24 protein-coding genes, 1 tRNA gene, 2 pseudogenes and 2 other annotated features are annotated in these 21,661 nt (G+C 39.0%); of the genes and pseudogenes, 4 read left to right on the top strand and 23 right to left on the bottom strand.

The window, feature by feature from the left end:
• Positions 1 to 116: 116 nt before the first annotated feature.
• The 12 genes and pseudogenes from RCG23_RS21765 to RCG23_RS21710 form a co-directional block, all read right to left on the bottom strand.
• Entirely contained in the window at positions 117 to 794 is a 678-nt protein-coding gene (locus tag RCG23_RS21765; protein ID WP_308177354.1) for a response regulator transcription factor, read from the bottom strand.
• A 40-nt stretch (positions 795 to 834) separates the two neighbouring features.
• Complete coding sequence (locus tag RCG23_RS21760) at positions 835 to 963, bottom strand: hypothetical protein (RefSeq protein ID WP_308177353.1); 129 nt, start codon at positions 961 to 963, stop codon at positions 835 to 837.
• Positions 964 to 1,341: 378 nt separating this feature from the next.
• On the bottom strand, positions 1,342 to 1,782 hold the full coding sequence (locus RCG23_RS21755; protein WP_308177352.1) for a tRNA 2-selenouridine(34) synthase MnmH: 441 nt from the start codon (positions 1,780 to 1,782) through the stop codon (positions 1,342 to 1,344).
• A 20-nt stretch (positions 1,783 to 1,802) separates the two neighbouring features.
• Entirely contained in the window at positions 1,803 to 2,411 is a 609-nt protein-coding gene (locus RCG23_RS21750) for a rhodanese-like domain-containing protein (RefSeq protein WP_308177351.1), read from the bottom strand.
• Between the two features lie 171 nt (positions 2,412 to 2,582).
• On the bottom strand, positions 2,583 to 3,368 hold the full coding sequence (gene trpA, locus RCG23_RS21745; protein ID WP_308177350.1) for a tryptophan synthase subunit alpha: 786 nt from the start codon (positions 3,366 to 3,368) through the stop codon (positions 2,583 to 2,585).
• Positions 3,365 to 4,570, bottom strand: coding sequence for a tryptophan synthase subunit beta (gene trpB, locus RCG23_RS21740; RefSeq protein WP_308177349.1), 1,206 nt, complete (start codon positions 4,568 to 4,570; stop codon positions 3,365 to 3,367). Before trpB ends, trpA begins: the two co-directional genes overlap by 4 nt.
• The gene (locus RCG23_RS21735) at positions 4,567 to 5,193 is read right to left on the bottom strand and encodes a phosphoribosylanthranilate isomerase (RefSeq protein WP_308177348.1); all 627 of its coding nucleotides are present in this window, start codon (positions 5,191 to 5,193) and stop codon (positions 4,567 to 4,569) included. Before RCG23_RS21735 ends, trpB begins: the two co-directional genes overlap by 4 nt.
• 2 nt (positions 5,194 to 5,195) lie before the next feature.
• Positions 5,196 to 5,975 carry an indole-3-glycerol phosphate synthase TrpC gene (gene trpC, locus RCG23_RS21730; RefSeq protein ID WP_308177347.1) on the bottom strand — a complete coding sequence of 260 codons (780 nt, stop codon included), beginning with the start codon at positions 5,973 to 5,975 and terminating at the stop codon, positions 5,196 to 5,198.
• Positions 5,976 to 7,000, bottom strand: a pseudogene (gene trpD, locus RCG23_RS21725) (anthranilate phosphoribosyltransferase).
• Positions 6,972 to 7,583: an anthranilate synthase component II gene (locus RCG23_RS21720; protein WP_308177346.1), complete on the bottom strand. Its 612-nt coding sequence runs from the start codon at positions 7,581 to 7,583 to the stop codon at positions 6,972 to 6,974. Before RCG23_RS21720 ends, trpD begins: the two are co-directional and overlap by 29 nt.
• Positions 7,580 to 8,971: an anthranilate synthase component I gene (trpE, locus tag RCG23_RS21715; RefSeq protein WP_308177345.1), complete on the bottom strand. Its 1,392-nt coding sequence runs from the start codon at positions 8,969 to 8,971 to the stop codon at positions 7,580 to 7,582. Before trpE ends, RCG23_RS21720 begins: the two co-directional genes overlap by 4 nt.
• A gap of 58 nt (positions 8,972 to 9,029) precedes the next feature.
• Positions 9,030 to 9,278, bottom strand: a binding site (T-box leader).
• A 35-nt stretch (positions 9,279 to 9,313) separates the two neighbouring features.
• Positions 9,314 to 9,568: a binding site (T-box leader), on the bottom strand.
• 65 nt (positions 9,569 to 9,633) lie between these two features.
• Positions 9,634 to 10,269 (bottom strand): MOSC domain-containing protein, encoded by a 636-nt coding sequence (locus tag RCG23_RS21710; protein WP_308177344.1) that lies wholly within the window; start codon positions 10,267 to 10,269, stop codon positions 9,634 to 9,636.
• Between the two features lie 107 nt (positions 10,270 to 10,376).
• Between RCG23_RS21710 and RCG23_RS21705 the strand changes: the two genes are divergently transcribed.
• Positions 10,377 to 11,639, top strand: a complete 1,263-nt coding sequence (locus RCG23_RS21705) for a bacillibactin exporter BcbE (protein ID WP_308177343.1) — start codon at positions 10,377 to 10,379, stop codon at positions 11,637 to 11,639.
• Positions 11,640 to 11,680: 41 nt separating this feature from the next.
• On the opposite strand, the gene RCG23_RS21700 is transcribed toward RCG23_RS21705, so the two are convergent.
• The 5 genes and pseudogenes from RCG23_RS21700 to RCG23_RS21685 all read right to left on the bottom strand — a co-directional run bounded on the left by RCG23_RS21700 (position 11,681) and on the right by RCG23_RS21685 (position 16,564).
• A complete protein-coding gene (locus tag RCG23_RS21700) occupies positions 11,681 to 12,439 on the bottom strand; it encodes an alpha/beta fold hydrolase (protein ID WP_308177342.1) in 759 nt (252 codons plus the stop codon).
• Positions 12,440 to 12,740: 301 nt separating this feature from the next.
• Complete coding sequence (locus RCG23_RS26080) at positions 12,741 to 12,833, bottom strand: putative holin-like toxin (RefSeq protein ID WP_374049776.1); 93 nt, start codon at positions 12,831 to 12,833, stop codon at positions 12,741 to 12,743.
• A 187-nt stretch (positions 12,834 to 13,020) separates the two neighbouring features.
• A pseudogene (locus RCG23_RS21695) lies at positions 13,021 to 14,888 on the bottom strand (fructose-specific PTS transporter subunit EIIC).
• Positions 14,889 to 14,903: 15 nt separating this feature from the next.
• Positions 14,904 to 15,815 carry a 1-phosphofructokinase gene (gene pfkB / locus RCG23_RS21690; RefSeq protein ID WP_308177341.1) on the bottom strand — a complete coding sequence of 304 codons (912 nt, stop codon included), beginning with the start codon at positions 15,813 to 15,815 and terminating at the stop codon, positions 14,904 to 14,906.
• The gene (locus RCG23_RS21685) at positions 15,812 to 16,564 is read right to left on the bottom strand and encodes a DeoR/GlpR family DNA-binding transcription regulator (protein WP_308177340.1); all 753 of its coding nucleotides are present in this window, start codon (positions 16,562 to 16,564) and stop codon (positions 15,812 to 15,814) included. The genes pfkB and RCG23_RS21685 overlap by 4 nt, the downstream gene beginning before the upstream one ends.
• A 231-nt stretch (positions 16,565 to 16,795) precedes the next feature.
• Between RCG23_RS21685 and RCG23_RS21680 the strand changes: the two genes are divergently transcribed.
• Positions 16,796 to 16,878, top strand: a tRNA-Leu gene (locus RCG23_RS21680).
• A gap of 89 nt (positions 16,879 to 16,967) precedes the next feature.
• Here the strand turns inward: RCG23_RS21680 and RCG23_RS21675 are convergent.
• The gene (locus tag RCG23_RS21675) at positions 16,968 to 18,212 is read right to left on the bottom strand and encodes a two-component system sensor histidine kinase NtrB (protein WP_308177339.1); all 1,245 of its coding nucleotides are present in this window, start codon (positions 18,210 to 18,212) and stop codon (positions 16,968 to 16,970) included.
• 141 nt (positions 18,213 to 18,353) lie between these two features.
• Between RCG23_RS21675 and RCG23_RS21670 the strand changes: the two genes are divergently transcribed.
• Positions 18,354 to 18,674, top strand: coding sequence for a DUF6509 family protein (locus RCG23_RS21670; RefSeq protein WP_308177338.1), 321 nt, complete (start codon positions 18,354 to 18,356; stop codon positions 18,672 to 18,674).
• Positions 18,675 to 18,734: 60 nt separating this feature from the next.
• Here RCG23_RS21670 and RCG23_RS21665 read toward each other — a convergent pair whose 3' ends face one another.
• Entirely contained in the window at positions 18,735 to 18,938 is a 204-nt protein-coding gene (locus tag RCG23_RS21665; protein WP_308177337.1) for a cold-shock protein, read from the bottom strand.
• A gap of 353 nt (positions 18,939 to 19,291) precedes the next feature.
• Between RCG23_RS21665 and RCG23_RS21660 the strand changes: the two genes are divergently transcribed.
• Positions 19,292 to 19,672, top strand: coding sequence for a DUF2500 domain-containing protein (locus RCG23_RS21660; protein WP_308177336.1), 381 nt, complete (start codon positions 19,292 to 19,294; stop codon positions 19,670 to 19,672).
• Between the two features lie 36 nt (positions 19,673 to 19,708).
• Here RCG23_RS21660 and RCG23_RS21655 read toward each other — a convergent pair whose 3' ends face one another.
• The 4 genes from RCG23_RS21655 to RCG23_RS21640 all read right to left on the bottom strand — a co-directional run bounded on the left by RCG23_RS21655 (position 19,709) and on the right by RCG23_RS21640 (position 21,645).
• Positions 19,709 to 19,924: a hypothetical protein gene (locus RCG23_RS21655; protein ID WP_308177335.1), complete on the bottom strand. Its 216-nt coding sequence runs from the start codon at positions 19,922 to 19,924 to the stop codon at positions 19,709 to 19,711.
• A 29-nt stretch (positions 19,925 to 19,953) separates the two neighbouring features.
• The gene (locus RCG23_RS21650; RefSeq protein WP_308177334.1) at positions 19,954 to 20,607 is read right to left on the bottom strand and encodes an NAD-dependent epimerase/dehydratase family protein; all 654 of its coding nucleotides are present in this window, start codon (positions 20,605 to 20,607) and stop codon (positions 19,954 to 19,956) included.
• A gap of 82 nt (positions 20,608 to 20,689) precedes the next feature.
• Positions 20,690 to 21,316 carry a nucleoside hydrolase gene (locus tag RCG23_RS21645; RefSeq protein ID WP_374049866.1) on the bottom strand — a complete coding sequence of 209 codons (627 nt, stop codon included), beginning with the start codon at positions 21,314 to 21,316 and terminating at the stop codon, positions 20,690 to 20,692.
• A gap of 41 nt (positions 21,317 to 21,357) precedes the next feature.
• Positions 21,358 to 21,645, bottom strand: coding sequence for a nucleoside hydrolase (locus RCG23_RS21640; RefSeq protein ID WP_308177332.1), 288 nt, complete (start codon positions 21,643 to 21,645; stop codon positions 21,358 to 21,360).
• Between the last annotated feature and the right edge of the window lie 16 nt (positions 21,646 to 21,661).

Genomic DNA, 21,661 nt, shown 5'->3' with positions numbered 1-21,661 from the left:
CATATGATATTCCAGGAAGTTAAAAAGGAAAAAAATGAAAAAAATAGCAGCGGAACCGCTAAACATCAGTTTTGAACGCCAGGAAAATTTGTGAATAAATGAGCCAGCCCTACCCATTATCTCATCACATATCCAGTTCCGCGTACGGTTTGGATATAACTCGTTTCATTTTGTTCATCGATCTTATTTCGCAAATAACGGACATAAACGTCCACAACATTTGTTTCAACACCTGTATTGTATCCCCAAACCTTATCGAGGAGCACTTCTCTGGTCAGGACAATATTTATATTGCTCATAAAAACCACCAGTAAATCAAATTCTCTTTTAGTCAGCGCGATGACTCGCTCACCCTTTTTAACTATACATGATTCCAGTTCTATCGTTAGTTCCTTAAAAGCAAGCACTGTTAAATCATCCGAAGATAGCCGTTCCATTCTCCTGAAAATGGAACGCAGTCGTGCAAGCAATTCTTCAATGGCAAATGGCTTAATGATATAATCGTCTGCTCCGCTGTCAAGACCGGATACACGGTCGAGCACATTATCCCTGGCAGTCAGCATGATAATGGGGAGTGTTTTTTTTATCTGCCGTATTCGTCTGCATACCTCCAGGCCGTTTAACTCTGGCAGCATCAAATCAAGGAGTACGGCATCCCATTCTTCGGCAATAGCAGAATCTAACCCACTTCTCCCATCTGGACAAACCTTAGTTTCATATCCTTCATATTGCAATTCAAGTTCAACGAATCTTGCAAGGTTTTTTTCGTCTTCTATAATTAAAATTTTTGTCATCAAATTTCACTCTCGTCTTTTGACATGATGGTCCTTTTACTTATTTTAACTTATGTTTATCATGAATAAAATCAAAGAAGGCATGTAAAATTTCTACTGATTGAAATGACATTAAAGAAAATGCCGTAATCGCAAAAAAAACAATTGGAATAATTCGAATCCACATCATTTTCCTTCCTCCTTTTGAGTGAACCATTCAACTCCAAAAAATGTTCAGTCAGAAAATAATTGGGATAAAATCAAATGTTTTTATAGATAGATTGTTCTTTATCATACCGGCAAATCTTTAAACAATGATGAAAGTAAAATGAGAATTCACTGAGAAGTATTAAAAAAAAACACATGTCATAAGACATGTGGAAAAAGGGAGAACCTTCATTATTGGTTAGACAGATTTTACAGCAGCAACACAAATCGTGCCTGAGCAATAATGAATTAAGTTATCGATAACTGACATGGAAGTTCTCCAAAAATTTATTTATACAATCAAATCGTAACGAGATTTAGGGAAAAGCTCATGAGAACATCATTAAAATTCCATTAGAAATCATTTTTCTGCAAGCTGATAAGGATGCAATGATTGTTTTCCCAATAATAATGTAACTTTTTCAGCGGCTTCTTCATGGCTTAATGAAAAAACATCGAAGAATTCACCTTCATATTCCTGGAGTTTATGGTCATATCTAGGGTCATAATAATCTTTAAGCAAGGTTTCAATCAAATCTTCATATTTCCTTTGTTCGAGTGATTCTCTTAAAGCTGACTTTAAATCTTCTCCTTTTAGCCTTCTAAATACCTTTTCCATTCCAGCTTCAATTTTTTCGTGATACCAGCTTTCACCTTCAAAAGGTTCAATATACTCATTGGCTATATGCTTTATTCTTTCTTCCAGTGAAGTGGATAAATAAATATGTATTCCAGTCCGCTTTTTTTCCATTAATTCATCTGGCTGTGCGGCCTTGCCAATCCGCTTGCTTTCTGCTTCCATGATGAAATAAGAGGTGCCTTTTAGTTCCTGTAGCCGCTTAAATAAAAGGGAATCAAACGTTTTTTGATTGTGGCCTCTCCCAGCCCGATGGTACCAAAAATGGAACCTCTGTGGCCAGCCATCCCTTCAAGATCCAATACTGGATATCCCTTATCTTCCAATATTTTTAGAACTTCTGTCTTTCCTACTCCGGTTAAACCGTGTAGGACGACAGCCCGATCAGGAAGCAGTTCCGGAATCTCCTTTAGGATACCTTGGCGATACGCCTTATACCCTCCGACCAGACGTTTGGCATTTAAACCGGAAAACTCGAGGAAGGCAGTGACGGCTTTACTTCGATTCCCCCCACGCCAGCAGTGAATGACGGGGATTTCATCCTTGGCAGTTTTCTTTATCTCCTTGAGAAGCGATGGAAGTTTTGGTGAAACCAATTCCATTGCACGCCATTTCGCAGCACCCTGCCCTTCATTTTTGTAAATAATCCCAATTTCCACTCGTTCATCATCTGTAAATAGTGGGATATTGATCGATCCAGGAATCGCACCGTCTTTATATTCAATGGGAGAACGCACATCAATGATTACTGGATTATTTTTATTTAATAGTTCTTCTACTGTTATTTCTCGCAATTTAAACTAGCTCCTTAAAGCTTGATTTTATTAATTTACTCTTTTCATTTTATAGGAAAAACACTATCTTGAAAACATTCATCCACTTACTTACTATTATTAGGAGTTTAGACACACCAAGTTAAAGCTAAACAAAAAACTGCCCAAGTCAAGGGCAGTTCCAAATGGAAATCAACTTATGGATAGATCTTCCTGTAATACAGAAATTAATCTCTTCATTGCCTCCAAATCATTTTTCTCAAATAACTCAACAATTTTACTGCCCACCACTACACCATCACAATAGGATGATAGCTCCTTAATTTGTTCCTCATTTGATATTCCGAAGCCTGCGAGGACAGGAATAGAACTAATCTCGTTAACAGTTTTCAAGAAGCTTTTCAATTCAATTCCATATTCCTTCCTTTCACCCGTAATTCCTTTAACGGTTACGGTATATAAAAATCCTTTCCCCAGTTTAGAAATCATTGAAATTCGTTCTAACGGTGTAGACATAGTAACAAGCCTAATCAATTCAATATTCACTTCATTCAGAAATGGAACAATCAGATCTTCTTCCTCAATCGGCAGATCAGGAATAATACATCCATCGATGCCTGCCTCCTGTATGTCATTTACAAATTGCTCAATTCCATATGAAAATACCGGATTTAAATAGGTCATCAATAACAGAGGAACAGAAATCTTGGTCCTTGCTTTTTTTATTTCATCTATGACGGTTCTCAAGCTTGTTCCATTTTTAAGTGATCTTATTCCTGCCTGTTGTATAACCGGTCCATCCGCGACTGGATCAGAAAAAGGAATACCCACCTCTATTGCAGCCGCACCCAAATTTTCAAGAATTAACAGCCTTTCATTCAAGCTGCCTAAACCGCCATCACCTGCCATTAGGTAAGGAACAAATGCTTTTCTGTTTTTTTCTTTTAGTTCTATAAATGTTTTTTCAATTCGGTTCATTGATTATTCATCCCCTTCAATCTGTTTCTTACGGAATCCACATCTTTATCTCCTCTTCCGGATAAACAAATGACAATCGATTCTTTTTCATCCATTTGAGCTGCTAGCTTTAAAGCAAATGCAACTGCATGAGCACTTTCGAGAGCAGGGATAATCCCTTCAAGCTGTGCCAATAGTTGGAAGGCATCCAGCGCCTCCATGTCTGTAATCGAATGATACTCCACCCTGCCGCTTTCTTTTAAATAACTGTGCTCTGGTCCGACACCTGGGTAGTCCAGGCCTGCAGATATGGAGTGCGCTTCCTGTATTTGCCCATCATCACTTTGTAGAAGATACATCAAAGAGCCATGCAAAACGCCAGGCCTTCCACTCGTCAGAGATGCAGCATGGAAGGGGGTATTGATTCCCTTTCCAGCTGCTTCAATACCAAATAATTTAACTTCCTTATCTTCAATAAAAGGGTAAAACATTCCCATTGCATTGCTTCCTCCCCCTATACAGGCAACAATTGCCTCAGGAAGTTTGCCTTCCCTGACAAGAATCTGATCTTTTGTTTCTTTTCCGATAATACTTTGAAAATCCCTTACCATCATAGGAAATGGATGAGGTCCCATTACAGAGCCTAACAAATAATGTGTGTCATCCGCATTTGCAACCCAATATCTTAATGCCTCGTTCACAGCATCCTTCAGTGTTGCACTTCCTGATGTTACGCTAACTATTTTTGCCCCAAGCAGTTCCATTCGGAATACGTTTAGTGCCTGCCGGTTTATATCCTCTTCTCCCATAAAAATGATGCAATCAAGCTTCAGCAATGCACAAACCGTGGCTGTTGCAACTCCATGCTGGCCTGCTCCTGTCTCTGCAACGATTTTCCTTTTTCCCATTCTCACAGCAAGGAGGGCTTGCCCAATCGTATTGTTTATCTTGTGTGCACCTGTATGATTCAAATCTTCTCTTTTTAAATGAATTTTTGCGCCTCCCGCATGCCTTGTCAGGTTTTCAGCTAAAAACAGCGGTGTTTCTCGCCCAACATATTCTTCAAGCAGCCTCTGGACCTCAGCCTGAAATTCATGATCCTCCTTTGCCTTTTTGTACTCTTCTTCTAATTTCAAAACTGGCTGTACAAGTGTTTCAGGAATGAATCTTCCTCCGAATAGCCCAAAATGCCCTTTTTCATCTGGCAGGTTATATAATGTCATTTTAAAATCCCCCTTGTTATTTTTCCTTTAGCATGTTCGATAAATTTTTCTATCTTCTTTACATCCTTTTTTCCATCCGTTTCAACACCGCTGCTAACGTCCACCATATATGGTTTTATCAGTTTGATAGCTTCTAAAACATTGTCTGAATCCAATCCACCGGCGAGAATGATCTTCTTTCCATCTAACTCTTCAGTTTTAATTTCTTGCCACTTAAAAGATGTACCATTTCCACCGTTGTATTTTCCCTTTCGCCTATCAAGCAAAATAAACTCTGAAGGGTAATCCTGAAGATTACTTAGCTCATTTTCCGTTTGTACACTTATGGCTTTAATTACTGGATAACCGATACTTCTGCAAAATTCTGGTGTTTCCTCTCCATGCAGCTGGATATGGCTGAGTCCTGTAAAGGAAGCAATCTGTTCGATCCTTTTTTTTGTCTCATTTACGAAAACACCGACCTTCATTACTGACTCAGGCAATTTCTCAGCAATTTCTTTTGCAGCCTTCATATCAATTTTTCTTTTGCTTTCAGCGAATACAAACCCTATTGCATCTGCACCCAATTGGACTGCAGCTAAGGCTGACTGTAAATCAGTAATTCCGCAAATTTTTACTTTCAATCCTACACCGCCTTTACTAGCGGTAACCGAAGTTCTTGAATAATTTTCTCTAAATTACCACTTCTCATCAGGGCTTCCCCAACCAGAATGCCATTTGCACCAGCATCCCTGACAATTTCCGCATCATTGCTTGAGAAAATTCCGCTCTCACTTATCAGGAATGCACCGGCAGATTTTGCCTGTCCGGCAAGTTTCTGTGTGGTCTCAAGGGATACTTGAAAATCTCTTAAATCTCTGTTATTAATACCAATCAGGCGCGAGCCTATTTTCAACGCTTTTTCAAGCTCCTTCTCATTATGAACCTCAACAAGTACTTCAAGGCCAAGAAGAGTTGCGTGCTGATAAAGCTCCTTTAATTCTGCTTCATTTAATGCAGCCGCAATCAACAGGACCAGGTCTGCACCGTAGCTTGATGCAAAATCGATTTGAACCTTATCAATTATAAAATCCTTACACAGGATGGGGATTTTAATTTCTTCCCTTATTGCCTTCAAGTCCTCAAAAGAGCCCTTAAAAAAATTCTGATCAGTTAAGACTGATATAGCAGATGCACCGCAGGATTCATAAATTCTTCCCTGCCCCACCGGGTTTGCCTCCGAATTAATCAACCCCTTAGATGGAGAGGCACGTTTGAATTCCGCGATGACAGCCAGTTCGTCAGCAGTTTTCAATTTCTCAATAAGTGATCTTTTAGGAAAGGTAGTACCCTGATTCTCTATTCCTTTTAATTTTGCAATCTCTTGTTTTTTTTCTTTTAAAATACGATCTAAGATAGTTTCCATTTAGATTGCCTCCCTTTTCCTTTTCAAGGATTTTTCAACAAGCCTACGTAATTTCTCATTTGCTGCACCTGAATCAATACTTTCCCTGGCTATTTGTATTCCATCATTAATGGTTGTGGCTTTTTCCGCGGTGAAAATTCCGATTCCCGCATTTAGTAAAACAGTATCCCTGTAGGCGCCTTTGTCACCATTTAGCACCTTGAGCAATATATCAGCGTTTTCAGCAGCTTCCCCGCCTTTAATAAAGCTATTATCGTAGCAGGAAAGACCCATTTCTTCCGGAAAAAAGGATAGTGACGAAATTTCTCCATTTTCCAAAATCGAAAGATGGTTCTCTCCCTGTAGTGATGCCTCATCCAAAAAACCCGAACCGTTTATAACGGTAGCCTTTTTCTTCCAAGACTCCTTAATACTTCAGCGAAAACAGGTAAAAGATCTCTTCGATAAACTCCAAGCATTTGATAATCCAGGTCAACCGGATTAATTAACGGGCCGATAAAGTTAAAAATGGTTGGAATCCTTAATTGTCTTCTTACGGCCATAATTTTTTTCAGCCTCGGATGTACATACGGAGCGAATAAAAAGGTAATTCCTATTTCCTTAAGGTTTTCTTCTGACTCTTCTGTGGAAAAATCCAGTCTTACACCTAAATGCTCCAATACATCAGCACTTCCGGTTTTACTTGAAATGCTGCGATTCCCATGCTTGGCGATAGAAATTCCCGCACCAGCAAGGACAAAAGCTGACGTAGTGCTGATATTGAAGCTTGAGGAACCGTCTCCACCGGTACCACAATTATCAAGAACATTCCGGAAATTATTCTCAAAAGGGCGGGCATGTTCTTTTAAAGCCTTTACGATTCCTGTAATTTCTTCGACTGTTTCCCCCTTTGCTTTTAATCCCATTAAAAAAGCAGCTATTTCACTTTCCGATACTTCTTCATATAAGGCTCTGCTAAAGGCTTCTTGCATTTCTTCCTCTGAAAACGATTTTTGTTCAGCTAACTGGAGCAAATATTTCTTCATCATTTCTCATCCTTTCCGTTTCTTTTAAAAAGTTTAAGATCATTTGTTTCCCATAAGGGGTTCCAATTGATTCGGGATGAAACTGCAATCCATAGACTGGATAGTACTGATGCCTGATGGCCATTACTTCCTGATCCTCCATAGAAATTGCGATACATTCCAGCATAGGCGGAAGTGTTCTTCTTTGAACCGAAAGAGAATGATACCGCATGACTTCCAGAGGTGAGGTTAAATAGGCAAATAAATTTCTGCCATTATGTGTAATAAGAGATGTTTTCCCATGCTTAATCGTTTTCGCATTGCTTACAACACCACCAAATGCATGAGCAATTGTCTGATGTCCGAGACAAATCCCCAGTATGGGAACCGTTTGATAGAAGTTTGAAACAGCTTCCAGGCATATGCCTGCGTCTTCTCGCCTGCCAGGACCTGGAGAAAGGATAATTGCTGAAGGATTTAAATTCTTTATCTCTTCAATTGTTATTTGATTATTTCTCGAAACCTGAACTGTTTCGCCCAATTCACCCAAAAATTGATAAAGGTTGTAAGTAAACGAATCAAAATTGTCAATTAGTAATATCATTTGCTTCCCTCCAAAAAAGACTTTAATTTATTCATCGTTTCCTCATACTCGTTCTCCGGTTTAGAATCATGGACGATCCCTGCACCTGCTTGAATATAGGCATTCCCGCTCTTTATAATCATCGTTCGGATAGCGAGTGCAAAATCTGCGTCCCCACTCACAGAAAGATATCCGATTGCGCCTGAATAAACTCCTCTTTTGCTTTTTTCCATTTGATTAATTATTTCCATCGCTCTCACCTTTGGTGCACCTGAAACCGTGCCTGCAGGGAGGCAGGCTGCAAGAGCATCCAACGAGGAATACCCTTTCTTTAATTCACCTGATATTTCTGAAACTAAATGCATGACATGTGTGAATTTTTCTATTTCCATATATTTGTCAATATCTACAGTTCCGAATTCACAGACACGGCCTAAATCATTTCTGCCAAGGTCAACGAGCATGCGGTGCTCTGCTAATTCTTTTTCATCAGTTGTTAAATCCTTTTCAAAAGATTTATCTTCATCAAGATTCGTTCCACGCGGTTTCGTTCCAGCAATCGGATTAACGGTAACCTTTACTCCTCTTGTTTTAACAAGACTTTCTGGTGAAGATCCAATCACTGTGTAGGAATCGAATTCAATATAAAACATATAAGGGGTAGGATTTGCAGCTCTATGTTTACGATAAAGTGAAAGAGGATTCCCCTTAAATTCTGATACCATCCTTTGGGACAGTACAACTTGAAAGATATCTCCGGAAACAATATGCTCCTTTGCTTTCTCCACCTTTTTTAAAAATTCATTTTGCTTGGTCAATGGCTTAAAACCATTTAACTGAAATTCTTTCATTTCTCCCTGAAAGTGGGCACCTTTAAGTTCATCCATTCTTTTCTTAATCCTGCTTTTTATGGTCTCTGCTGAGGTTTCCTCTAATAATGGCAGCCCCGCAATAAAAACCCTTTCCTGAAGGTGGTCATATATGATGACCTCTTCATAAAACATTAGATGGAGATCTGGCATTTCCAGCTCGTTTTCTAACTCATCCCCAATATCCTCCATTTGGCGGACCAGATCGTATCCGAAATATCCTACTCCTCCAGCCATAAAGGGAAATTCTGATTCAATCCCCTCTTCGAACGGGAGTAGTTTCTTAATTACTTCAAACGAATTTCCATGTAGGATGCTTCTCTCGCCATTTCGTTTTATCAATTCATTTCTCGAACCATAGGATAAAAGCTCAAAAGAAGGATCCGTACCAATAAATGAATACCTTCCTGACTCCTGATGCTTTAGGGAGCTTTCAAGCAAAAACTTTTTTGAGCCGCTCAACTTTTGTAAAATCGTTATTGGTGTTAAGGTGTCACCCTGTAATTCTTCAATGATGATTTGTTTTTGTGATTTTCCCATTGATTAATTCCTCCTGAAATATAAAAAAGTCCCCTATACACATGATGAAAACATGCATATAGAGGACGATTCGTATGACCGCGGTGCCACCTCAATTGAAACAAGACTAGCTTGTTTCCTCTTTCGGGTACGGGAATATTTGTCCGATACCCTATCCTTTTAACGGTGGAACTCCGTGCGGCCTACTCCATGTTCAGACAGCATCTTGCAAGCCCATTCCACAATTCATTCTTACCGGGCTCCCACCTACCCCCGGCTCTCTGGAAAGAAGTAAAAAATGTGTACTCCTCTTGCTCAACGATTTAATTTATTCTTTTTTAAAATACAAAAAGGCCCCTATCCAAAAAGGACGGGAGACCCGTGGTGCCACCTTCATAAGCCGTCGTTTAAAACAGCCCACTCTACCGATATCGAGGCTAAAATGCCTGAATACCTGTCTCATGTAACGATGAGATTTTCGCCAAGGCCTACACCCAGTTACAGGGTTCGGTTTGGAAGCTCAGAAGTCCATTCGCTCTTATGTCTACACTGATTCCCACCAGCCATCAGCTCTCTTAAGTATCCATAAAAGTTACTACTCTTCGTCAATGCCATTTATATAACTTTTGTTGTTTTTCATGATATGCCAGGAATACATCCTTTGTCAAGAATTTTAAATTTTTTTAAAGTGCTCTCATTAATTTTTGTTTCCAGACCTCAGCCAATTCATTGATTTCGAGTAATCTTTTAATTTCAATATTATTAGACAATTCATGGAACATGACCTGATTTGCCTTCAGCACAGAAATCCCCTTTAGATGGCGGTCCATTAATTGAATGGTCGATCCCACTGAAATTGATCCTTCTTCCAGAACTCTGAAAAAATAACCAGTAAAACTCGCTTCCACGATCCGTCTAAGTAAAGAGTTAATACCATTATATTTTGAGATCGTCGAACAGGGAATTCTACCCTGGGTTATTTGTAATACGGCTTCACCAATCTTATATATATCACCGATACAAACAGTTTCTTCCTTCATTCCAATCGCTGTATTGTTTTCTCCAAAAGCAGGAACTGGCAGCTGCGTTTGAAATTCTTTTTCCCATAAAGAATAGTGTTCATAAGGGTACAGGCAAACGACCCGGTCCTGCCCTCCGTGAAATTCGGGATTACCGACGCCATCTCCTACGATAGCATCCAGTTTCACGTCTATTTTTTGCACAGACACTTTCCCAATTCCAGAACTTTCGAGATGTTTATTCCATTCATATTCACTAGGTTTTCCAAGAGCAAGGTTAACTATTTTTTCTATACTCATTTCCCATTGACATCCCCTTCCATAAATAGGATTATTATGGCTCTTTTATTTTTATGCTTTAAAGTAAATAGTAACGTTAGAACGATTAAAGGCGGGATCAAATTATAATGGAGAATATTGAACAATTATGCCAAAATCCCAAAGCTGGCAAGGAAGCAAACTCTGCTGATAGCGCCAACCAAAAATGGGCAATCATGTCCTTATCATCCATTCCACTCGTCATGACTTTAGGTAATTCGATGCTAATACCAGTTTTACCATCCATGGAAAAAAAATTATCCATTTCTCCTTTTCAGACGAGCATGATTATAACTGTTTATTCCATAGTCGCCATTTTTTTAATACCAGTTGCCGGCTACTTATCGGACCATATTGGAAGGAAAAAAGTTATTATCCCAAGTTTAGTCATTGCAGGAATAGGCGGGCTAATTTCTGGCTGGGCAGCGTGGAAACTTGATAATGCATATTGGGTAATTTTAATTGGCAGGTCGCTCCAAGGGGTAGGCGCAGCGGGAGCTGCTCCAATTGTTATGCCACTAGTGGGAGACATGTTTAAAAGTGACGATGAAGTAAGCAGCTGTTTAGGATTAATTGAAACTTCAAATACTTTTGGCAAGGTACTGAGCCCAATTCTCGGAGCATTTTTAGCGGGATTTTTCTGGTTCCTGCCGTTCTTTTCTTTTCCAGTTTTTTGTGCCATTTCAATTGCAATGATGGTATTATTGGTTAAATGTCCAAAAACAAATGAAAAACCGATTCCCTTTAAACAGTTTTTTATCAACATCAAAAATATCTTTACAAAAAAAGGGCGCTGGCTGTACGGCATATTTTTTATAGGCTGCATTCTTATGTTTGTACTTTTTGGCACTTTATTCTATCTTTCGGACATTTTTGAAAAGGAATATGGGATTAAGGATATTAAAAAGGGCTTTTTTCTAGCCCTTCCTTTAGGAGCACTTTGTCTTTCATCTTTTATTACCGGAAAGATTATTAAAAAAAATAAGGTATTAATGAAATGGCTTATATTAGGCGGAATTGTCCTATCTGCTGCAGCAATTGGTGCATTGTATTTCTCTATCCAATTATGGTTTATGATTATCATGTTTCTCTTAAGCGGTATCGGTATTGGCACTGGCCTTCCGTGCCTGGATGCTTTAATTACGGAAGGAATTGAAAAAGAGGAAAGAGGCACGATTACCTCCATATACAGCTCCATGCGATTTATCGGTGTAGCGGCAGGTCCGCCAGTCATCGCATTATTGATGAAGGGCTCGGATACGTGGATTTTTATCCTTTTAAGCGGTGTTAGCATTTTGGGGGCACTTATCGCATTAAAAGCCATCAAGCCAGGTGCCCAACCAAGCAAATAACAATAAGCGCTGAGGATTCATCTCAGCGCTTTAACTTTGTTTTAGAAATTTGCCCCTACAAATCCAGTAATAATCTGGTTAAATGCTTGCCAGTTTCGGACAGGAAGCTGATGAGATGCACCCTTTATAAAAGCCTCCTGGCAATTTATTTTCTTTCGATAAGCTCTTAGATGTTGATTAATAAAGTCCTTTGATCCATTAATCAACAGAAGCGGGCGCTCCCAACTATTTAATCTTTCCAAACACGAAAAATGGAGAGATTGCTTGTAAAACTGAAACCACACTCTTCTATCCGCTTTCAACATGTGTTTCACTAAATCTGTTCTTAAGGGGAGAAATTCTGTGTGACTTGTGGCTATCACTTCCGCCAAAAATTCAGGATAGTGCTTTACGAAATACATACCCAAAAGATGCTCATATTCAAATATTTTAGATTGAACTTCTGCAAATCCACCTGATAATATCACAGCTAATACTCGCTCTGGCATTTCCAGGCAAAGCTCCTGAGCAATAGCACTGCCTGAAGAATATCCGCAAATTACAGCTTTTTCGATATTTAAGTAGTCCATTAAGAATCGGATTTCTTCGCAAAATCCTGATATGGTTACTGGCCATCTGCTACCTACCGTATCACCATGACCACTTAGGTCGAATGTAATAACTCGGAAATTATTTGAAAGGCTCAATTGATAAAAGAATACTTTCCTCCCCATTCCTGGAGGATGGACAAAGATAATCGGCACACCTGAACCTCTTTCCTCATAGTATAAACGAATGCCTTCCATATTGCAGTAAGGCAAATAGGATCACTCCTTTCAACGGTATATATATAAACCTCATTTTGTTGGAACCAATTTTAACACTGCTCAAACATTAATTTTTCGTTTAGCATCCTTAATTTATCCGCATGCCGGGAAAACATACACATCACCTCAGTCCGTGACATTCCCATATATTTATGGTATCCTTACTGTATAATCATTCATAAATTAAAAGGCCACAGGTGTGGCTGCACCTGTGGCCTTGCAATAGACGTTCCTCAAGGGGATCGGCCTATATATCCAATAAAGACCTCTCCCTCAATTCAAGTTCATGGGAGGTCTATTTTTTTTGACCAAAATTTAGAATGGCAAGTAACAGACTAGAAAAAGAAATCATAATCATTATTGCCTCGAAAATTGTCAAAGGCCTCACCCCCTCTCCTTCGGGGCTAGCCGACCACCCTTTAAAACCTCTATCGCTTCTTTATTATAACATAGGCAGAACAAATAATAGAACGTATGTTCTTCTAATGTTCAAAATTGAGCCAAACATCCTATATTTATAGAAAACTCCTAATCTATGTAAAAAACCGGTAACAAAGCGTTACCGGTTTCCGATACTAGGACTTTATCGGTTTCTTAAGGAAGCCGATCAATAATGCAGCTACTACTGCTCCTGCCAAAATCGATAAAGCGTAAAGCAGAACTCCGTTTTCAACAAGGGGAACAACGAATATACCGCCGTGAGGTGCCCTTAATCCAATGCCAAATGCCATAGACATCGCTCCCGCTACCGCTGAACCTGCCATAACGGAAGGTATTACACGGAGCGGATCTGCGGCGGCAAATGGAATTGCCCCTTCAGTTATAAAGGAAAGCCCCATAATATAACACGCTTTTCCAGCATCCTGTTCCTGCTTTGTAAATTTCTTTTTAAAGAAGGTTGTTGCAAGCGCGATGCCCAATGGCGGAATCATTCCTGCTGCCATTATTGCAGCCATTGGCTGATAGACGCCGCTTGCCAATAAACCGGTTCCAAATACATAAGCCGCTTTGTTTACTGGGCCCCCATATCAAAGGACATCATTAAACCGAGGACGATTCCCAATAGGACTGCATTGCCTGTGCCAAGATCAGTCAACCAATGTGCGATACCTTTATTTAATATTCCAACAGGCTTATTTACAACATATAGCATTATAATACCTGTGGAAAATATCCCGAATAAAGGATACAACAGAATGCTCTTGATACCTTCAAGTGACTGCGGAAGACCTGCAAGTGCCTTTTTTAGTAAAAGTACAACATAACCTGCAAGAAAGCCTGCGATCATGCCTCCAAGGAAACCTGCTCCTCCGCTCGAAGCAAGCATACCGCCTACCATACCAGGTGCAAAAGCCGGACGATCAGCAATGCTTAAAGCAATAAATCCGGCGAGCACTGGAACGATTAAACCGAAGGCATTGCCTCCTCCAATCGTCATTAATGCTGCAGCAAACTCATTGTAGGTTGGATCATCAGGTTTAAACGAGTTATAGCCAAACATGAAGCAGATTGCAATCAAGATACCTCCTCCAACAACGAAGGGAAGCATATTGGAAACACCATTCATTAGATGCTTGTAAAAGCCCGTTCTGCTTTCTTTGGTCTGTCCCTGAGAGTCGGAGCTACCGTCTTTTTGGCCGCCGTAAACTGGTGCATCCTGCTGTAACGCTTTATCAATCAGCTGCTGCGGACGACGTATGCCGTCTGCAACTGGAGCCTGAATAACATGCTTGCCTTTAAACCGTTCCATCTCAACATTAATATCTGCTGCGATGATAACAGCTATAGCATTTTCAATTTCATCCTTTGTTAGTACATTTTTTGCTCCGCCAGAACCGTTAGTCTCAACTTTTATATCAACACCCATTTCAGCTGCCTTTGCCTTCAGCGAATCAGCTGCCATATAGGTATGGGCGATACCGGTCGGGCAGCCGGTAACAGCTACAATGGCATTTTTTTTATTTGAAATGTCTTGGGTAGTTTCGTCTTCCTGGTCGTAGCTGTCGATAATATCAAGGACTTCTTTTACAGCATTTGCTTTTTGAAGTTTTTCGCGCGCATCCTGTTTCATTAAGATGGAAGATAGGCGGGCAAGTGCCTCAAGGTGGGTATTGTTCGCACCCTCTGGCGCTGCTATCATAAAAAACAAGTGAGCAGGCTGCCCATCAAGTGATTCATAATCTATACCTGAATCCGATTTACCGAAAACAATCGCTGCTTCCTTTACTGCTTTTGTTTTAGCGTGTGGTATTGCAATTCCATCCCCAATCCCTGTTGTACTTTGCTGTTCACGCTTTAAAATGGCATCTTTAAACTCCTGTTGTCCTGAAATTTTCCCCGCCAGGAACAATTTTTCAACGAGTTCATCTATCGCTTCTTCTTTATGCCTGCCAGCCATATTTAAGAGAATCGTTTTTTCTGTTAACAATTCTGTTATATTCATTTTTCATCTCTCCCCTTAAGATTTTCTAATGACGACCTGAGGAAGGATTTCCTCAATTTTCTCTCTGGTACATAACCCGATTGAAAAAGCTGTAGCACTTCCGGAAGAAACACCATATTTAAATGCATCCTCGAAACTCTTTGTTTCCTGATATTTTGCAAGAAAACCAGCTACTGTGGAATCCCCTGCCCCTACAGAACTTTTTACTGTCCCCCTCGGAACCTCTGCAACTAGCAATGTTTCTGTATTGATAAATACAGCCCCTTTGTCTGCAAGTGAAACAATTACGTTTTGAGCACCCATTTCAATCAATTTCCTTGCATAGGGTACTACCTCTTCGCACTCAGCTATGGTTGTGTGAAATAATTCTCCAAGCTCATGATGATTAGGCTTAATAAGAAATGGACGGTACGGAAGAACCTTTTTCAATAATTCCCCCTCTGCATCTACAACGAATTTAGCGCTGTTTTCCGAGCAGATTTTGACAAGTTCTTCGTAGGTTGTCGCAGGCAATGTGGATGGAATGCTTCCTGCGAGCACAAGCAAATCACATTGTGAAAGATTCATAATTTTTTTCTTTAAAGTTTCATACTCCAAGTCTGTTATCTTTGGACCTTTGGCGTTAATTTCTGTCTCATTCTCTGTTTTTATTTTCACATTAATGCGGGTATCTTCGTTTACCCTAACAAAATCTGAAGCAATTTGTTCAGTCTCCAAATACTCCTCAATAAAACGGCCAGTAAAACCACCAATAAAACCAAGCGCCATGCTATCTGTTTTAAGCCTTTTTAAGACTCTGGAAACGTTGATCCCTTTTCCGCCCGGGAATTTGGTTTCCTTTACTGTTCGATTGAGACTTCCTAATTCAACTTGGTCAAGTTCAATAACATAGTCAATGGAAGGATTTAATGTCAATGTATAGATCATGCTGTCACTGCCTTTATGTTTGTTTTTCCTGCATATTGTTGTAGTAAATCTTTATCAATTCTGTTTGTTATGATCGATGCATCAGAAATATCTGCTATCTTCGCAAAAGCTATCTCTGAAAATTTCGTTTCATCCGCTACAACAAATGCCTCTCTAGATAGATTAAGCGCTTTTTGTTTAACCATCGCTTCTTCCTGGTCCGGAGTTGTAAAGCCCATTTGTGGGTGTATTCCATTTACTCCTAAAAAACATTTATCAAAACGGTATAAATCAAGGCTGTCCAATGCTCCTCTGCCAACGATGGCATTTGTGACTGGCTTCGCAAAGCCTCCAATTAAATAGGTTTTGATGCCTTTTCCGATTAATTCATTTAAGTGCATTAAACCATTTGTAACGACGACAACTTCTTTTACTTGAATAAATTCAATCATTTCTTTAATAGTTGAACCAGCATCCAAATAAATACAATCTCCTTGCTCGATCAGACTGGCTGCATATTTGGCAATCAACTTTTTTTCTTGAAGGTTTTTGGTGGATTTTTCATTCATGCTTGGCTCCTGGAGCTTCCCCAGTAGCCTTGATGCACCTCCGTGTACCCTCTTTAAAAATTTCTTTTCCTCCAGCAGGGATAAATCGCGACGGATCGTTGATTCTGATGTATTGGTCAAGTCCATGATTTCCTGAATTTTTACAATGTCTTTTTCTTTTAATAGCTCTAAGATTATTTGATGGCGCTCTTCGGTTAACATTTACATTCACCTCAGATTTGTTGTATGAATTTATTTTACTGTAAGCGATTCCACAAATCAATCATTTTCATTCAAAAACAATCAAAAACATTCAAATAAATGACTATTTTTAATTGGTTTTGAGATTATCATAAATCTCTTTTTTCAATTTTTTCCCTTCAGGCCTTAATTTTCCTAATGTTATTTGGAATTATTTATGTTATAGTAATTAAGCAAACACATTGGTAACCAGCGGGTGTGGCGGAATGGCAGACGCGCTAGATTCAGGTTCTAGTGGGGGCAACCCCGTGGAGGTTCAAGTCCTCTCATCCGCATCTTTTTGTGAGATTCACTCTCACAATTTTTCTGCATAAACATGTGAAAAAACCCCTAATTTCCATTTGGAAGATAGGGGTTTTTCATTTTATTGCATTAAGGGAAGTTCAATATTAAAGATGGTTCCCGAAGAATCGCTGACTGCTTGCATTTTGCCTTTATGGTTTTCTATGATTTTTTTCGATACTGATAAGCCAAGGCCTGTTCCTTCCTCTTTGGTAGAAAAGAATGGATCAAAAATATGGTTTATAAGTGACGGCTTGATTCCAATACCATTATCAGCAAATTGTAGAAGAACCTTTGACCCAATGCGCTTCGCTTTGATGGTAATCACCAGTCTAATATTAGGTGCAGCCTGTAGGGAATTCCTGAATAAATTGATAAATACCTGCAAAAGTTCATCACGGCTTCCTTCAATATATTCATTACCAACAGAGTCATCAATTATGTAATCCAAATGGACATTATGAAGATGGGCTTCGCTATTAAGAAAATTTCCAATGAATTTAAGTATTAATTCAGTTATAAGAAGTTTTTCCTTGGCTGTTTGTGATGGTTTAGAAATGCTTAAAAAGTCATTAATAATTTTATTTGCCCGATCTATTTCCGGAATAAGAAGTGTAGAAAAGAGCTCTGCAATATTTCCATCGACTGAGTGCTGCAACATTTGCAAGTATCCCCTGACAGTCGTTAACGGGTTTCGTATTTCATGTGCAATGCCAGCTGCAATTCTGCCTGCCAGCGCCTGCTTCTCAGCGTCCTTAATGGCATTTAAGAATAAAAACAAACCAATCACTCTTTTGACAGAGCCATCTGGATTATAAATAATTCTTGTATTAATGATTCCATAATTTTTATCAAGAATTTCCCGGTCTACAATTGGCTTTTTCGACTTAAGGGTTTGAAGCATAATTATTTGCTCATCCGGTAATTTCAAAAGCTCTCTGATATGCTTTCCAATTAATTCATTTCGATTAGCGTGCAGATCATTAGCAGCCTGTAAATTACATAATGTCAAATATCCATTTTCGTCTATAAAGGTGATATGGTGGGGAACATAATCAAGAAGGGGAGCAAGAAATCGTTCCATAATTTCAAACTCAAAAGCAGGCGGTGAAGTGAAGCTAAAATCTTTTTTAGATTTAACCGAAGGGTCTGGAAAGATTTTTTTCATTGAATAATCTTTTTTTTGGCTAATTTCCTTTTCCACTAGAACTCCATGTTCATAATCTTTAAATACAAACGAAAATGGAAGCTCTTCAATTATCCCTTTATATATCTCTAATTCTTCTTTTAATTTTTCATTTTCCAATTGCAATTTCATGGTATCCATAAAGCTCTCCTTTGGAACATTTTACACTTTTTGCTGATAACTACTAATATACTATCAATTTGGTTATTTTACAAAATAATACCCCCTTCGGCATAATTCGAATCATGCTTCTACAAGAAAAGAACGAAAATGTGTATAATAATGACTGAAGCTAAAGTAAAGGATGATTTGATGAATATTACAGGCTACACTGTTGATAAACTAGAAGATCCATTTGGATTGTTGTCTGGAGACCGGTATGAGTTTCATCTTGATATTGAGGTAGATGAGGATGACGATCTTTTCTCAGAAAAAGGAATTGGATTGAAGGTCATATACGTAATAAACGGGACCGAAGCAAAAATCCTGCAATACCACTTTTATGAAAAGGGTACAGAAAAGATCTTCGATTTTTCTCTCGAGGAAGATGAGGAAGAAATGGTAATTACCTTTTGCAAACAGCATACTGATGGTGTCCTATAAAAATAAAAAGCAGGAATTTCTCCTGCTTTTTATTTTTATTCTATTTAGTTGAGTAAACGATCACATGAAATTCTTGCTATGGTTTACAATAACCTGCAATTCTTTTGTAGATGGGCTCATACTGCTTTTACAAATAGGACATTTTGGTTCTTCACTGCTCTTAAAATTATCGCGAACCCAGCAATTGCATGATTCTGAATTACACTCCCAGACCTTTGTTTCTTCCTTCACGATTTCTTCATCATTTCTTCTGCCAAACGCCATGAACGGACACCTCCGGGTTTAATTCATTAAAAAAATCGGCTAAAAAAATAAAAAAGCCGTGTCTGATGTGGGGATGCTAAAATCGCCCACATTTCGGTGCAGCTACGACTACTTAATCTATAAACATATTAAACGAACTTAAAAGCATATACTTATTTTAACGCCAAAAAGCAAAAAAGTCAATTTTAGTAAATCAGCAGCTTGCTTTTTTATGGCCATAAAAAAAGCTTACAATTAATATCGATGATCTCCGTGATATTACTACTCCTCTCATTTAAAAATATTCTTTCAAAAAAGGAAAAATTATGTAAAAATTATTTAAGAAGCATTTTTCGTAACAAAGGGGGGCAAAAATGGAACCAGATTACTTTTTTAGTTTCGTGCAATTTATTTTTCCAATATTTTTTATTTTTGTTTTTGGAATGATCGTATTTACATTCGCAAGGGCCATAAAACAATGGAGCTATAATAACAAGCAGCCTGTTTTATCAGTATCTGTAAAAGTTATTTCTAAACGGACACAGGTTAGCCACCACACAGATAACCAAAACGGCCATGCACAACGTTCATCTAGTACTTTTTATTTTACGACGTTTGAAGTGGAGAGCGGAGATCGGATAGAACTTGAAATAAATGGACAGGATTACGGACTTATCGCTGAAGGAGATTTCGGAAAACTTACCTTTCAAGGGACCCGATTCCATAAATTCGAAAGAAACAGGCAATTTGAGTAGTAAAAGCAGGCTGGAATTTAGCCTGCTTTTCATTTCTTAATGGGCCTTAACTTCTAAACCTGCATAATAGTGAATTAAATCTTCGAGAGTTTCATTTAGGCCAGAAAATCTGTACCCCAGCCCTGTTGCTTTTTCGGTATTTATGGACCAGGATCCATCCATTGCGTAAGGTGAGGCATTTTCTTTTGTTTTTTCCTTAACGATTACCGCTTCATTTCCTGTTACCGCTTCTATTTTTGCTAACAAATCCATGAGTGAAATGTCCCCTTCACAACCTGGATTTATAGGCCTGTAAATTGATCCTGGCCTATGTTCAACAAAAATTCAGCAGCATCCTCGGAAGTAATAAAGCTGAATTTCATTTCAGGATTTGGGATGCCAATAGGCTTTCCTGCTTTTATAAGGTCAACATGAAATTTTAAACGGTCTGTATAATCGTCTTTGCCAATGACAATTGGAAAGCGGACTGCTACTGTGTCAAGTTCCGGCATACTAAATAAAACGGCATCAGAGGCACGCTTTGCCTCCTGATAACCGGCATAGCCTGGGTATTCGCGTCTTGTTTTATACTCAAAATGAAAATTTTCAGGATTAAAATTATCTTCTTTATGATTTGTCCCAAATTCATAGACAGCCTGACTAGAGGTGAAAATATAACGGCCCGTCTTCCCTTTCAGTGCTTCTGCCGCCTCGCGCGCTTCAATAGGTGAGAAACAGGACTGGTCATATACGATGTCCCATTTCTTCCCTTCAAATGCCTTGTAAAGCGATTCTCCATTTTCCCGGTCGATTGTCAGTCGTTCAACTTTGTCACCAAAGTTGTCCTGAGTCATACCTCTTGTAGCAATTGTTACACGATGCCCTTCATCAAGCAGCCGCTGAACAAGCCTTTTACCAAAAAACTGAGTGCCTCCTAAAACAAGCACGGTTTTCATACCTTCCATCTCCCTTTGTTTCGTATACCTAATTATTCCTCAAAAATATTAAAATTCCTCTTTCTTAAATTGATTTTACTGCTCACTTTTTTACGCTTCCTTTTAGAAAAATTTCCATAAAATCAATAATAAACTTTTGAATATCAGCTTCCATACCTATGAAATCTAGGGACTCCTTAGATTCTTCATCAGGCTTTGGCCGGAAATCAGCACTGCTTTTCCCTCTTGCATTTCCAAACTGCTCAACACGAACTCTTCTTTGAATATATTGAACAATTCCTGGATTTGTTAAAGCGAATAATGGGACAACATCATGAAGCGGAGCACCCTTAATTCCCGGTACAAGCTTTTTATATGCCGAAAAATAATATTCATAGGCAGGCTTTAGCAATTGTTTAAATGGACTGGAGCTGTTTTCTGCCAAAAAGTCGATGACATCTGGCGTAATGATGGCTCTATTTGTAATATTTAAAGGGTGAAGGTATATGTTTCTGCCCTTTTCCATGACTGTATAAGCAGCTATCGGGTCCGCGTAAAAATTTGCTTCAGCTTCAGCAGTGACATTTCCCGGAACGAGGAATGCCCCTCCCATTATGTATAACGCTGAAACATTTCTTAGTGCATCGGTGCCATAAATAATAAACGGGAGAGCAAGATCCGTTAGTCTTCCAACCCCAACCATAATTAGGTTCCCTTTATTTTGTTCCACGACCTGAATAATTTTGTCCACATCATAAATCTTGATATTTTTCAAATCGGAAGGCGGTCTAATCGGCCAAGTCCTTCTTTTCCATGTATTTCGGGATAATATACAGTCGGCTCACCTGAAAGAGGACCAGCAACTCCTCCGATGATGGGTATGTCCTCCCTCCCTGCGAGTTTCAACAGATAAGCGGTATTCATGATTGATTGCTCTTTTGTAATATTTCCATAACCGCTAACAACCCCGACCAGGTTAATTTTCGGATTTAAAAGGGCATACATTAAAGCAAACGAATCATCCACGCCCGAATCTACAAACATGAGAACGTTGTACATGACCTCGCCTCCATCG

The sequence above is a fragment of the Neobacillus sp. PS3-34 genome, from assembly GCF_030915465.1.
In the GTDB taxonomy this organism is placed as follows: domain Bacteria; phylum Bacillota; class Bacilli; order Bacillales; family Cytobacillaceae; genus Neobacillus_A.
Note: the sequence above shows the minus strand (reverse complement) of the source record. Positions and strands in the feature narration are given on the sequence as shown.

Bases quoted from the DNA above. Each gene is read 5' to 3' on its own strand.
- RCG23_RS21755 (WP_308177352.1), bottom strand. From the start codon at position 1,782: ATGGAAGCAGAAAGCAAGCGGATTGGCAAGGCCGCACAGCCAGATGAA.
- RCG23_RS21760 (WP_308177353.1), bottom strand. From the start codon at position 963: ATGATGTGGATTCGAATTATTCCAATTGTTTTTTTTGCGATTACGGCA.
- pfkB (WP_308177341.1), bottom strand. From the start codon at position 15,815: ATGATCTATACATTGACATTAAATCCTTCCATTGACTATGTTATTGAA.
- RCG23_RS21685 (WP_308177340.1), bottom strand. From the start codon at position 16,564: ATGTTAACCGAAGAGCGCCATCAAATAATCTTAGAGCTATTAAAAGAA.
- trpE (WP_308177345.1), bottom strand. From the start codon at position 8,971: ATGGGAAAATCACAAAAACAAATCATCATTGAAGAATTACAGGGTGAC.
- RCG23_RS21665 (WP_308177337.1), bottom strand. From the start codon at position 18,938: ATGGCGTTTGGCAGAAGAAATGATGAAGAAATCGTGAAGGAAGAAACA.
- RCG23_RS21660 (WP_308177336.1), top strand. From the start codon at position 19,292: ATGGAACCAGATTACTTTTTTAGTTTCGTGCAATTTATTTTTCCAATA.
- trpB (WP_308177349.1), bottom strand. From the start codon at position 4,570: ATGACATTATATAACCTGCCAGATGAAAAAGGGCATTTTGGGCTATTC.
- RCG23_RS21655 (WP_308177335.1), bottom strand. From the start codon at position 19,924: ATGGATTTGTTAGCAAAAATAGAAGCGGTAACAGGAAATGAAGCGGTA.
- trpC (WP_308177347.1), bottom strand. From the start codon at position 5,975: ATGGAAACTATCTTAGATCGTATTTTAAAAGAAAAAAAACAAGAGATT.
- RCG23_RS21675 (WP_308177339.1), bottom strand. From the start codon at position 18,212: ATGGATACCATGAAATTGCAATTGGAAAATGAAAAATTAAAAGAAGAA.
- RCG23_RS21765 (WP_308177354.1), bottom strand. From the start codon at position 794: ATGACAAAAATTTTAATTATAGAAGACGAAAAAAACCTTGCAAGATTC.
- RCG23_RS21710 (WP_308177344.1), bottom strand. From the start codon at position 10,269: ATGAGTATAGAAAAAATAGTTAACCTTGCTCTTGGAAAACCTAGTGAA.
- RCG23_RS21705 (WP_308177343.1), top strand. From the start codon at position 10,377: ATGGAGAATATTGAACAATTATGCCAAAATCCCAAAGCTGGCAAGGAA.
- trpA (WP_308177350.1), bottom strand. From the start codon at position 3,368: ATGAACCGAATTGAAAAAACATTTATAGAACTAAAAGAAAAAAACAGA.
- RCG23_RS21640 (WP_308177332.1), bottom strand. From the start codon at position 21,645: ATGTACAACGTTCTCATGTTTGTAGATTCGGGCGTGGATGATTCGTTT.
- RCG23_RS21720 (WP_308177346.1), bottom strand. From the start codon at position 7,583: ATGATATTACTAATTGACAATTTTGATTCGTTTACTTACAACCTTTAT.
- RCG23_RS21670 (WP_308177338.1), top strand. From the start codon at position 18,354: ATGACTGAAGCTAAAGTAAAGGATGATTTGATGAATATTACAGGCTAC.
- RCG23_RS21650 (WP_308177334.1), bottom strand. From the start codon at position 20,607: ATGAAAACCGTGCTTGTTTTAGGAGGCACTCAGTTTTTTGGTAAAAGG.